The 12,401-nt window shown below is 58.0% G+C and carries 11 protein-coding genes, 1 tRNA gene and 1 pseudogene; 7 read left to right on the top strand and 6 right to left on the bottom strand.

The features are described 5' to 3' along the window. Positions 1-113 precede the first annotated feature (113 nt). Positions 114-812: an isochorismatase family protein gene (locus tag YUA_RS0127725; protein ID WP_027533626.1), complete on the bottom strand. Its 699-nt coding sequence runs from the start codon at positions 810-812 to the stop codon at positions 114-116. 362 nt (positions 813-1,174) lie between these two features. On the opposite strand from YUA_RS0127725, the gene YUA_RS45215 reads away from it, so the two are divergent. From YUA_RS45215 to YUA_RS0127710, 3 genes are read left to right on the top strand one after another with little or no spacing between them, the layout of a single operon-like run. Then, a complete protein-coding gene (locus YUA_RS45215) occupies positions 1,175-2,191 on the top strand; it encodes an ABC transporter substrate-binding protein (protein WP_035972052.1) in 1,017 nt (338 codons plus the stop codon). 9 nt (positions 2,192-2,200) lie between these two features. Then, positions 2,201-3,004, top strand: coding sequence for an ABC transporter ATP-binding protein (locus tag YUA_RS0127715; RefSeq protein ID WP_051383414.1), 804 nt, complete (start codon positions 2,201-2,203; stop codon positions 3,002-3,004). An 8-nt stretch (positions 3,005-3,012) separates the two neighbouring features. Continuing rightward, a complete protein-coding gene (locus YUA_RS0127710) occupies positions 3,013-3,870 on the top strand; it encodes an ABC transporter permease (RefSeq protein ID WP_027533624.1) in 858 nt (285 codons plus the stop codon). Between the two features lie 290 nt (positions 3,871-4,160). Here the strand turns inward: YUA_RS0127710 and YUA_RS50285 are convergent. Next, positions 4,161-4,230, bottom strand: a tRNA-Glu gene (locus YUA_RS50285). A 121-nt stretch (positions 4,231-4,351) separates the two neighbouring features. Between YUA_RS50285 and YUA_RS0127705 the strand changes: the two genes are divergently transcribed. Then, positions 4,352-5,725 carry a tyrosine-type recombinase/integrase gene (locus YUA_RS0127705; protein WP_027533623.1) on the top strand — a complete coding sequence of 458 codons (1,374 nt, stop codon included), beginning with the start codon at positions 4,352-4,354 and terminating at the stop codon, positions 5,723-5,725. Between the two features lie 616 nt (positions 5,726-6,341). Here the strand turns inward: YUA_RS0127705 and YUA_RS48775 are convergent. Continuing rightward, positions 6,342-6,913 (bottom strand): annotated as a pseudogene (locus tag YUA_RS48775) (amidohydrolase family protein); the annotation flags it as partial. A 627-nt stretch (positions 6,914-7,540) separates the two neighbouring features. On the opposite strand from YUA_RS48775, the gene YUA_RS50280 reads away from it, so the two are divergent. The 3 genes from YUA_RS50280 (at position 7,541) to YUA_RS48765 (ending at position 9,632) form a co-directional block, all read left to right on the top strand. Beyond that, on the top strand, positions 7,541-7,900 hold the full coding sequence (locus YUA_RS50280; RefSeq protein ID WP_156947280.1) for a hypothetical protein: 360 nt from the start codon (positions 7,541-7,543) through the stop codon (positions 7,898-7,900). 890 nt (positions 7,901-8,790) lie between these two features. After that, a complete protein-coding gene (locus YUA_RS0127670) occupies positions 8,791-9,132 on the top strand; it encodes a hypothetical protein (protein ID WP_371259916.1) in 342 nt (113 codons plus the stop codon). 194 nt (positions 9,133-9,326) lie between these two features. Beyond that, a complete protein-coding gene (locus tag YUA_RS48765; protein WP_084292924.1) occupies positions 9,327-9,632 on the top strand; it encodes a PilZ domain-containing protein in 306 nt (101 codons plus the stop codon). Positions 9,633-10,712: 1,080 nt separating this feature from the next. Here the strand turns inward: YUA_RS48765 and YUA_RS48755 are convergent. The 3 genes from YUA_RS48755 to YUA_RS0127650 form a co-directional block, all read right to left on the bottom strand. Then, positions 10,713-10,961 carry a PilZ domain-containing protein gene (locus YUA_RS48755; protein WP_084292908.1) on the bottom strand — a complete coding sequence of 83 codons (249 nt, stop codon included), beginning with the start codon at positions 10,959-10,961 and terminating at the stop codon, positions 10,713-10,715. A 596-nt stretch (positions 10,962-11,557) separates the two neighbouring features. Then, the gene (locus YUA_RS0127660) at positions 11,558-11,761 is read right to left on the bottom strand and encodes a cold-shock protein (RefSeq protein WP_027533617.1); all 204 of its coding nucleotides are present in this window, start codon (positions 11,759-11,761) and stop codon (positions 11,558-11,560) included. 275 nt (positions 11,762-12,036) lie between these two features. Next, on the bottom strand, positions 12,037-12,237 hold the full coding sequence (locus tag YUA_RS0127650; RefSeq protein WP_027533616.1) for a hypothetical protein: 201 nt from the start codon (positions 12,235-12,237) through the stop codon (positions 12,037-12,039). Positions 12,238-12,401: the final 164 nt, after the last annotated feature.

The raw sequence follows: 12,401 nt of genomic DNA, 5'->3' as shown, positions 1-12,401 counted from the left end.
CGAGCGGAGCCCGAGCCGTGCGCTTGTCGTGCAACCATGGTGCGGCGCGAAGCGCTACACTTTGCGTCGATGTGAACGCGCCTGGGCGGGCCTGCGCGACGGCGAAGGCCCGTTCATGCGGCAGCCATCTGGATCCCGCGGTCGAGCGAGGCGATCGCCTCTTCGACGGTCTGCACGTCGCCGAAGATCGAATAAAACGTCATTAGCGAGGCATTGTGTTCGGCATCGCTGTATGTGGCGAGTGCGTCGGAAACCATCGTGACCTTGAAATTGAGCATCATGGCGTCGCGCGCCGAGCTCTCGCAGCAGATGTTGGTCGCCGTGCCGCCGATCAGCAACGTGTCGATGCCGTGCTGGCGCAGGTAGGGTACGATGTCGGATGAGCCGTCGATGAAGGCGCTGAAGCGCTTTTTGACGATCCGGCGATCCGTCGGGAGCACCTCGAGTTCCGGCCAGGGCGCGTGCCCCTCATGCGCAAGATCCATGGTGGCGTAGCGCAGGTCGCGGTTCTGCGGCGTCATCAGGCAATCGTGCAGCACGCTCCAGCTTTCGCGCGTGTCGTTGGTCGCGTTGTTGACCCAGATCACCTGCGCGCCGCGCGCACGCAGCGCCGCAGCGAGGCGATTCACATTCGGGACAATTTGCCGCGCCATCGGCACCTCGCCCATATAGCCCGGCTTCATGAAATAGTTCTGCATGTCGATGACCACCAATGCCGTCTTGGCCGGCTGCATGACATCGAAGGGATGCGCCCGCCCCGCCCGCTTGATGACCCGCTCCGTCAGCTCCGCTGGAATCGACACTTTGTGCATTCTCGTTTCTCCATTCCCCCGATCACTTGGCAAGCGATCACATAGCAATTCTTGGGCCGCTGGCGGCTTCTTTCAAGGCTGCGGCGCCCTCCGTGCTTCGAACTTTTTTGTATACAGATTGAGCCACGTTGATGAATTTGGCAGCACACGCTCCGTCGCGACCAACCAGAAATGTCGGGCCAAATGCTATCAGCCAATGAACTAATTGTATACAGTATACTAAAATTAGCGTAGCATTATATTGCCGGGAGGGAAAATCACCGCAGCAAACGGCAGGAAATTGCCGCGCGCCAATCGAGACCTCGCTCTCGAGGATTGGCACAGATGTTGCTGAACCCGGTGGTTTAATTGGGGAGCATGAAATGCCGAAACACTTCGTCAAGCTACTGGCTGCCGCGGCGCTGGCAATCGGATTCTCACATCATGCGCAGGCGGCAGATCAGGTCAAGGTCAAGCTCGCCGAAGTCGTGCGCTCACAACTCTATGTCCCGATGTACGCCGCCATCAGTAAGGGATTTGCCGCAGAGCAAGGCCTCGATGTCGAGTTGGTCACCGCGAATGGAGGGGACCGCGCCGGCGCTCTGGTGCTTTCGGGGCAAGCCGATTTCGCGTTAGCTGGGCCGGAGGTCCCGATTTACATTTTCAATGGCGAATCCCCCGACAAGCCGCTCATCTTTTCCGCGCTCACCGCGACGGACGGATTCTTCCTCGTCTCCCGCGCGAAGTTCGACAAGTTCGACTGGTCAATGCTCAACGGCAAGAAGATCATCGGCTTTCGTCCGGGCAGTACACCGGGCCTTTATCTCGAATATGTGTTGAAGCATCACGCCGTGGACGCCCCGACCGTGGCGGGCGTCATCACCAACATCGCCATTCCTGCCCGCGACGGCGCCTGGCTGTCGGGCACTGGCGATTTCGGCATCTTCATGGAGCCGAACCTCAGCCGGCTCGAGAAGGCCGGCCAGGCCTACGTCGTCACGTCCATCGGCAAAGAGGTGGGCCGCGCAGACTACACGGTCTTCTTTGCCAAGAGGAGCTGGCTGGAACGGAATGGCTCAACCGCACAGAAGTGGGCGAACGCAATCGCGCGGGCGCAAGCCTGGGTCGCCGATGCCAGCCCTAGGGAAATTGCCGAAGTCATTGCGCCCTATTTCCCCGGGCTCAGCCTTGACGACAACATTGCGGTCGTCTCGCGATATCGCGATGCCGGCGTGCCGATCTGGGCATCGAGCACCGTCGTCGACAAAGGCGGTCTCGCACGGGCGCAAGAGATCATGGTCGAGGGCGGCACGCTGCCTGCGGACAAGAAGGTTGCCTACGACCAGATCGTCACAACCGCTTATGCCGAGAAGGCACAGCAGGAATTTGCCAGGAAATAGCGGACAATCATGATTGCACAAGCCATGACCACGGGGCCTGTCGTCGCACTTCGCAACGTCGTGCTCCATTATTTCTCACCTGAGCGAGAGACCTTGGCACTGTCCAATATCTCGCTCGAAGTCACCCGCGGGGAATTTGTGGCCATTGTCGGCTCGTCGGGATGCGGGAAGAGCACCCTGCTCTCCCTTGTCTCCGGCCTGATGCAGCCATCGCACGGCGACATTTATCTCGAAGGCTGCAAGGTCTCGGCACCGTCGCCGCGCACCGGCTACATGTTCCAGAAGGACACGTTGCTCGAGTGGCGAACCGTGCTTGACAACGTCTTGATCGGCGCCGAGCTGCTCGGCCTCGACATGCGCGCGGCGCGGGCGCGAGCCGAGGACCTGCTACGGCGCTACGGACTCGGCGAATTCATCCACTCTTTGCCGCATCAGCTCTCGGGCGGCATGCGGCAGCGTGCGGCGCTGGCACGTACGCTGTGTCCCGATCCCGACCTGCTGCTGCTCGACGAGCCGTTCTCCGCGCTTGACTACCAAACGCGGCTGGCGCTGTCGGACGAGATCGCGGCGATCCTCCGCAACGAGCACAAGACGATCATTCTCGTCACGCACGACATCGGTGAAGCGATCAGCATGGCCGACCGCGTGATCGTCATGAGTCGCCGCCCCGGCCGCATCAAGGCCGAGCATCGCATCAGCTATCAGAGCGCCGGTCTGCAGCGGCCGACGCCGTTCGAAGCGCGCAAATGTCCCGAGTTCGCGATCTATTTCGAGACGATCTGGAACGAGCTCGATCTCCACGAGATGCAGTAAGGACCGTCATGGCAAGCAAAACGGTAACGGCGAATGTCAGCCAGAGCGACGCGTCGTCCCCTGTGACGGTGACACGCAGCCCGGCCTACCGGGCCTATTTGCGCACGCTGAAGCGGCGCGCCTACGCAATCCAGGCTTGGCAGATCGGCCTCTTGGTCGCTTTGCTGATTCTTTGGGAAGTCGCACCGCGGGCGGGCTGGATCAATCCCATGCTGACGAGCTACCCGTCGGCCGTGGCGCGCACCTTCATGACCATGCTGAAGGACGGCAGCCTCTTGATGCACACTTGGGTGACCTTCGGTGAAACCGTCATAGGATTCGTCGGCGGCATGCTGCTCGGCATCTTCTGCGCCATAGCGTTGTGGTGGTCGCCCTTCATCCACCGGGTGCTCGATCCCTTCATCGTCGTGGTCAACGCAATGCCGAAGATTGCATTCGTGCCGATCTTCTTCATCTGGCTTGGCGACGTCGCTTCAATCTACGCGATGGCGATCGCGGTAAGCCTCTTCGTGACCATCATCATGCTCTACACCGGCTTCAGTGCCGTCGATCCGGACAAAATCAAGCTGGTGCGTCTGTTCGGCGCCTCGCGGCGGCAGGTGCTCAGCAAGGTCGTGCTGCCGGCCAGTGTGCCGACCCTGATCTCGACGTTGAAGGTCAATGTCGGGCTCGCGCTTGTCGGCGTGGTGGTCGGCGAATTCCAGGCGGCGAAAGCCGGTCTCGGCTATCTGATTACCTATGGTAGCCAGATTTTTCAGATGAACCTGGTCATGACTGCCATTACCGTCCTAGCCGCCATCTCTTCCGTCCTCTTTATCGGCATTCAGGCACTGGAGGCGTTCGTCCTACGCGGCAGCGGCCGGTAACCGAGATCCTGGTCTTTGGTTGCTGAAGCGTTGATGCTCCGCGACGAGACGGGCGCGCCATAGTCGATGAAGATGCGCCCTATTGCTTCGCGATGGCACAGGCGAACAACGCCAGCGCAAGGGCAAACACTATTGCTCCCAGCCCGCCTGCAGGTACCGCGGCCGCCCAAGCGGTCGGCGGCCGGATAATGACATTTGCGGTATCTGTCGCATCGGCCTTGCTTCGCACTCTTGTCGCTGCCTCAAACGTAAAAGCGGCAGGTTTTGGAGTGCCCAGCCTTATACCGAAATGGCGCTCCCTAGGGGAATCGAACCCCTGTTTCAGCCTTGAGAGGGCTGGAATTTGTCTTCCTTTAGTTTCGCATTTGTTCGCCACAATATAGCTTTATCAATAGCTTAGATAGAGATCTTTCGTCGTTGTTCGGGCTCGTACGTGGATGCTTATTCGACGGATATTCGACGTCTTCTGGAGGGGGCTGCAATGGCGAAAACACTCATTGAGGCTCAGATCACGACCGCCAAGGCGCGCTCGAGGTTGGGTTTTGGCGTGCATTGGCGCCGTCTCGACGCTGAGTCGCACCTTGGCTATCGCAAGGGCAAGCGCAGCGGCGCTTGGCTTGTGCGCTGGCGCAATCACCATGATGGGGCCAACTACAAGCAGGCACCAGTCGGCGTCGCCAACGATATCAACGACAAATTTGCGGAAGGAACGCTGACTTTCGAGCAGGCGGTGACGCAAGCGCGGGAACACGTCACGCGGTCTAGAACAGAAGCGGCTGCACAAGCTGCCGGACCAGCACCCACCGTGCGGACGGCTGTCGAGACATACATCAAGGAGCGGAATGCCCGCGATAGCCGAAGGGCTGGTCACGAGGTTCGATCCGATGCTGGTCACCGCTTGCGGCGCTACGTTCTTGGTCAAGATGAGCGCGGTAGCCAGGAAGCGGTTGAGGCCGCTTCTCTCGCCGCGATCCATCTGCACGCGCTACGGGAGGGTGACCTCTTGATGTGGCGAGAGAACCTTCCTGTAGAATTGAAGGCCACGACAAAGCAGCGGCTCATAAACGACCTGAAGGCGGGGCTGAATGCAGCATGGCCTCGCCTATCGGCCGAACAAAAGAAGCTAAACCCAACATTCCTCTCGATCGTGAAAGATGCGTTTAAAGCTGAGCGCATCGATGATGATGATGAGATATCTGTCGCCCGCGACAACCAGATCCTCCCGGATGCGCAGGTCAGCATCTTGCTTCGAGCCGCGCTCGAGATCGACGGTGAGCACGGATTTGAAGGCGATCTTTATCGCATTGTCGTGTGTCTTGCAGCCACGGGCGCGCGATTCGCGCAGGTAAGACGGATGCGCGTCAGTGATGCACAACGGAAAGAGCAGCGCTTGATGGTGCCAGGTTCCTACAAGGGGCGTGGCGGCAACGGCGGCTCCGTCCCGGTTCCGGTGGGAGAAGATGTCATCGAGGTCCTATCGCCTATTTTAAATCGAACGAAAGAGGCGCCGTTGTTCGAGCGATGGAGCTACGAGCAGGCGGCCGGTAGTATCGTTTGGAGAAAGTCAGAACGCGGTCCCTGGAAGACGGCAGAGCTCAGTCGCCCGTGGCAGGCCATCCGCGAGCGCGCACGGCTGCCGGAAGTCATTCCTTATGCGTTGCGGCATTCCAGCATCGTCCGGGGCTTGCGGAATCGACTCCCTATTCAGCACGTTGCTAAATTGCACAATACTTCCGTGAAAATGATCGAGCGGCACTACGCGAAATATATCTCGACAGCCTTAGAAGATCTCGCTCGGGCAGCTGTTGTACCGCTGGTTTCGAGGCTCGACGAAAATATGGTCGGGCACGGATGATCAATACGAGTTCTTGTCTTACGATAACACTCAATCGGCGAGTTTTCCTCCAAAACCGATCCGTAAGACGCCTCTAGTCCAAAAGCGCTTCGCTGCCTTTCCGGGCTAAGAGTTGATTTATGATCGATTCGGTATCTGGGTTACTCCCGCATCTGTTCGCATGACTGTCGTCAGAAGCCGCGTATCTATCCGCGGTCGGCTGCTGTCGCCTTGACGCCAACAAGGGAAAACAGAGATTGTACAACGACTAGCCGACGGCGACCGATGGTCGTCGTGGTAACTCGACCATCCCCGATAAGTTCATAAAACTTAGTTCGCCCGAGACCTGTCACTTCACAGGCCTCCGCGATGGTGCAGGTCAACCGCTGCGCAAACGGGAGGCGACTCAGATGGCGGGACATCAACTCATCTGCGGCCGCACCACGTTGAATTTCGATACCGCTTTCGAGGTCTGGACCACGCCGTTTCAAGGTTACGTCTCCTCCACAGTCGAAGGAGGTACTCTGGGACGAGCCGCATTCCACGTCAACGGAAGCAAAGAGCAGAATAGAGAGCCTTAGCGAACGACAGAAAACGTCGGAGAAGTCTAGGCTATGAAAAGCAACGGAAATTTATAACTGATATCGACGCGCAAGTTCGATGCCGGCCAGGGGCTCCAACCCACGAAGTTGTTGCCGCTGGCGCTCGGATCGTAGCGACGAGGGTCGTGCGCCATGACAACGAGATCGGCGTCGCGGCCGGGCTCGATCGTACCCTTGCGATGGCCAATGCGAAACAGTCGCACCGGATTGGCAGCGAGCAGCCGCGCCGCGTAACTAATGTCCAGATGACGTTCGGTAGGCCTTTCAGCAGAAGCGCGCACAGGACCTCGAGACCCGGCACGCCCGAGGCATTCTTCAGCATGTTCGGATCGGTCTTGCGGTCCTCCGACCAGCTGATGTGATCGGTCGACACCACCGTTACATGTCCGGCGGCGAGATGCCGCCATAGCGCCTCGACCTGTGCGCGGGGGCGAATCGGAGGATTGATCTTGGCTTTGCCGCCGAGCCGCGCCACATCGTTCTCTTCGTCCAGAATGAGGTAGTGGATACAGGCCTCAACGGTGGCATCAAAACCCTGGCGGCGATAGCTCTCGCACAGCTCATAGCCGCGGCCGACCGAGCAATGTACGACATGAGCCGAGCAGCCAGCCTGCAGCTCTGAGAAGTTGGTCCGCCCTTCGTGGATGACAACCACCTCACCATCAACCATAGCCTGCTCTTTGACGTCAAAGGCGCCCCCGCTTGTCAATCGGCGCCCAACATTGACCCCATAGGTACGAAGTTGATCAAGCACTTAGGATGCCGATCGGCGCGCGGACCCCACGCCGAATTACACACTGGTTGCCGCTGCCTGGTTCGAGAAGGTTTGTCACCGCCACATTGTAGGTGGATTGAGCGCCTCGCGCCCAGCCGCCCTTAGCACGTCTTTCGAAAAATGCCCCTGCGCCGCTACCTCAAGGAGCTTCGATGCAACGTGCGTTCTGGCGCCCGTTTCATTGACGGGGATATTTTCGCAAACTTCCTCAAACACCGCTCTGAGGAGCGCAGTCGTCACGCTATCAAACATGCACAGCCTCAAGTACCAAAGACGAGGATGGGCGCGGCGTGAGTGGAATATGTTCGCTCGGCGGCGCCACCATGCATTCCAGTCTGGGCACTTAAATCCCAGCGCTTCGCGGTGTCAATCCAAATGCGGCCACCTGGGAAATTGACGGGTGGTCTATTCTCCCCTGATCTTCTGTTCGATGTAGTCGCTTACGGTTTGGGCGAAGTCGTGCTGAGCGCCGACAACGGCATTCCGCTGTTCGAGGACGTCCATTTGGAGCAGGCGCAGACCACTGACCTGAGCCTTCTGCGGGGTCGAGTCCCAATAGACATTGACTGCCCGCTCAACCAGGTGAAGGTTTTTCGGATCACCCTTGGCGATCAGGCGGCGAAGGATGCCTCTGCAATCCTCAAGATGCGGCATAGCTCGACTATGCGCCTGATTCTGAAATCAGGACAATCCAATGCCAGGCTTGCCGTTACTTCCGTCTTTCTTCCTTCACCAGATTTGCCAGAAATTCGTTCATCGCGCGCCGTCCTGCAAATTGGGCGGCCGAGTCAGATTGATATCCGTCGCCGGTTATCTTGATGCCGAGCGGCTTACTTTTGCGGCGTATCTCCCAGCTCCAACGCTCGGGGTGCTGGCCGCGACGAGACGTGACAAGGTAATAGTCGGTGAAGGGATAACTGGCCATTCTCCGAGACCATGCTGCTGCGTTGCAGCAAACGGTTTAATCCAAAACAGGCCACCGCCAAATCCGATAGGCACCGAAGAAGGCCCCAGCGCGAGGCAAGCGCTGAGGCTGCTTGGCTAGGGGACCAAGCACTAAGACGACTCCCGCCGCCGGGCATCGTTCCTTTGGCCCCATCGAAGCCACCTTAAAGGCACGCCAGTAAATGAACCGGCGGCCTCTTAGTTCTTGAGCGCTTTTCCAAAGCTATGGCCGCCATGGTTGCAAGCTAGTTGTCGGTAGGGATACGATCCCGATCTTGTACAAGCGACGGTCACGTTGCCGGATGTAAAAGTGAACGTGGGAGCGTGCTGCTTTGGATGCTTAGTCTTAAGGCTTTGAATCTGGCTATTATTGAACTGTCTTAGCTGCGAATTGGCCTTTACGTAGTTTAAAATTCCTGGGCAATCGTTGGCGAAAGCGCTGGCCGGAAAAATCATGAAGATTGAAAGAATGAGCTTCGTTGCAATCTCCTCTTGTGTCGATGGAGACCTCGGCCGCACAGGCCGAAGATGCATAGATATGCGCTTTCGTGCTCATGCCAACTACGGGCGCCTACGCTCGGCCCGAGCATCCAAGTAGATGATCGTCGCGAATGTGACCCCCACGGCCAAGAAGCCGACGCAGCCCGTGATCAACAAACCAACCACCATAACTGGACTAGTATTTCTAGGGCCGCAGGTGCGGGCAATACACGAATAGTTAGCGCCCGCAACAAGACAGCTTTCGACCACAGAGGCCCGCCAGCGTGAACCAGCTGAAGGTGCAGCGCGCTAAACCGAGAATCGCCTATAGCTCGGTGACATTTCCGACTGGGGGCCGATCCATGAAATTAGCCAGTGAACGTGCCTACGCAGATCCAGAAACGGCCGCGCGCAAGCTGGTCGCGATCGCTGCCGGCATCGAACCTGTCGACGGTCGCGTCCACATTGAGAAACTCAACGCGCCGTTTCTTTTCACGCTGAGGGGCAGCGGGCCGGAGTTCGGCGCCGGCATCAAGCATGCGATCGACCAAGGCTGGCTTGATCTGCACGAAAGCGGCACATACGTGCGGCTGCTGTCGGCCGGCGAAGACCTGCTGGCGCCCTAGTGCTCGTTGCCGGGTCCGAGTTAGCCACTGATCTCGATCCAACTTTAATAAGACAACAACGCTGCTTGTTAGCGTGAGCCGACGCGGCTCAACATGCGGGCATTGCCGTTTTCCGGGCTATCGGCGGGACCGGGAAACTAATTCCGTAAGGTGCGATTCGATTGAAGTTACTTCTTCATTTGGAGCATCTCGCCATGATCGAACGTCGTGCAATGGAGCGCATGCCGATCAACCGGGCTGCGCGCCTGTCATTTGGTGAAATTCGTGGGACGCATCCGTGTATAGTGCGCGATATCAACGCCCTGGGGGCCTGTATCTCCACGCCCTACTACGTGTTTGCGCACGAATTTGTGCTGTCATTCGACGGCCATTCCGCAGTCTTCATCTGCCGCATCGTATGGAGAAGGGGGACGCTTTGCGGCGTTTCCTTCCTTCTGCGTCCCCGCTCGCCGAAAGTGGCGAACGATTCGAGTAAATGCACAAACGTGGCAGCTGAGTAACGAGCGCCACGAGTTGGGCGCGACCGCTGGCTGGATATACGCCGCGCTCAATGACCCAGAGGTCCTTTTCGGCCCCGAGCGCGGCGCGTGTCGCTGCGGCCTTCGTATTTGTCGATCCGCGCACAAAGAAATTGCCGCCGAGTTAGTAGAGATATAGACCGGCGGGCACCGGTCGCTTGCGATTGATGTAGCATGAGTCCCGCCAGCGTGAACCGCCGGCCCCGGCTGAGAAGTATCAGCGGCACATCGTAGATGGATTTAGCGCTCTACGGCCCGCCATCTTTAGCGCGTCTGTCGAAAGCTGCTCCTGAGCCGCCGCCTCGAGGATCTTAGATGCAACGTGGGTCCTGGCCCCCGTTTCGCTGACTGGAATACCCTCGCAAATTTCCTCGAGCACTGCTCGAAGAAGAGCGATCGTCTCCGCACTGAACATGCACAACCTCACAACATACTAAGAGGACTAGGACACCGCACAGAGTATGTTCCGCTCGGCGGCGTCCCTAATGCATTCCGGGCTAGGCGCTGAAATCCCAAGCGCCAACCCTGCCGTTTCAGTTTTAAAGTTTTGTGACCGAGAGGTACCGGTTGGCCGGCGGAGCCGGTCGCTCGACGCTACTGTTCGGCAGCTAAGAGGCGTCGAGACCTCTGCTCCTGTCCAACGCTCGACTGCGAGCAAGTCGTCGCGAACAACATGGTTCGGCTGCATTGCCAACCCGGTCCCAAGCTCGGTTCAGGAACCCCTTGATTATGACTGGACGCAATAGTGGTGACCGCAGCAAACAGAACAACGGCTGCCAAGGCGAGCATTCGGGAACCTGTCCAATTGAATTTCATGGGACGTCCTCCGATCGATGCGGAGGGACGATAGGCCCGGTCTAGGCCTGTAAATTGTGAACTACTTCACACGCTTTCTTCAATGCTCATCATACCGGCGTGCGGGGCTCGCCAGCCTGAACCGGCTGGCCTCGTTGTTGTCACCGTCTCAGGCGCAGCTGCGGCGGGCTCGAGTGCGGACTAACCGCGGGGTTATCGCGGCGACTTGGACTACGCGCCTTATCAGACCAACGGCTGGGGGCGACCTCAATCGAACGTGACCCCCATTCGATATTCTCGCTGCCAGACCACGTGACAGGGTAGCCTTAAGCTATCCTCTGGGATGACCAAATTGAACTTCGTCGGAATGCCGAGGGAGCGAATGAGAGAGGAGAATTCCAGCGCGGCGCCGGTAGTCGAGATATCGCGAACCGTGCATGGGAATTTCGCCCCCCAGTGTTCCAATATGGCTGGCTTCCTCACCCGAAAACGTGGCGCGACTCGTGTCTCAACCATGTTGAGCGATCCGAGAGACAGTCAAAAGAGACGAATTAAAATCCGAACGAATGACGCAATTGGCGAAGTAGCGCGAGCAAGCCGTCGTAATAATAGCCAAAGTAGTAGTGTTGGTCCGCAACGAACGCGGCATATGTAGCAAGTGCGGCGATCAATATACCCTTGCCCATAGGTGCTAAGAGTGCACCGAACACGTTAGCTTCCGGTTAATAGGTGCTCTCTGTGTATCTGGGCCTTAATATCCGGCGCAGAGGTTGCGCGCGAGTCCGACAGCCAAATTCGATATTGATTTGACATCAATCTGACGCGATCGGGTGCAGACTGTCGCTCAGGTCAAGACCGCTGGAGACTTTCCGCGCGGCCTTGTGTTGAGGGCTCGCTTGCCAGCCCCGGCGAGCCCTCACCACTCCCCTCCGTCAGCACGACTGACGTACTAAGGTTTATCGCGAGTGTGGCCTCGATGACATTGCGCTCAAGCGCAACCACGGTAGATTCGATACACTGGGGCTGGTCTATAGTTTACGTATTCATTTAACCCGGTAGAGCCGCAGCGGGGCTGGAACCAACGCTGCGGCCTTTTTAGGGGGCAGGCGCAATCACCCGATCCGTAGATTTTCCGCAGAGTCTTTGCCGCGATTGTTCACGACGTCGAAGCTCACTTTGGCGCCCTCTGCGAGAGAACTGAAGCCAGCTTTCTCAACCGCTGAAATGTGGACGAACACGTCCTTGCTGCCATTGTCAGGCTGTATAAATCCGTAGCCCTTTGTCGGGTTGAACCACTTAACAGTACCCATCGCCACTTTGAATTCTCCGTCTTGCAAAAACTAAAGCTAGTGCTCGAATTTCGACAAAAGAAAGGCTGGTCGCCCGACCAACACGCCGTGTGATAGCTCGCCCCTAGATGCGCTTCATTTCTGCTCTGTGTTCCTCTAGTCAACCGCCAACCGCGGTTGCCCAGCTGAAGTCATAATGAGCGCTCAACAACTTCATTGCGACAACAGCGACGAGAACGCAGATGATTTGCAACAACGTTCTGGTCGAGAACACTCTATTGAAGAGCGTCATGATGCCGCCTCTAGCGCTGGTGACCGAGCCGGATTCCAAGCTTGAGCGCCTTTTGGCGGAGTGAGCCTTCGGAGCGCTTTGTGAGCTTCGCGATTTTTGCAACCGGCGTCTTCGCTTTCGAATGAGCGCGCAGCTCTTTCACGTCAGCCTTTGTGTATTCGCGACGCACTGTTTTCTTCTTCGTAGCCGTCTTCTTTGCCTTCTTCGCCACTTTTAGCTCCTCGATCCGAGAGTGGGCGTACTAGCACACCCCCGTTGAGGCGCAACTCTCCGCCAGTTGACGCTGTATGCTGGTACGATCCGTGAACTCTCTCGTGGAGTCCGTATTTCAGGCGACTTGCCCGACCTATTAAATTGTTCCGGCGATTCCTGGTG

Source organism: Bradyrhizobium sp. WSM3983, assembly GCF_000473045.1.
Lineage (GTDB): Bacteria > Pseudomonadota > Alphaproteobacteria > Rhizobiales > Xanthobacteraceae > Bradyrhizobium.
This window is presented reverse-complemented; position numbering and strand designations above follow the sequence as displayed.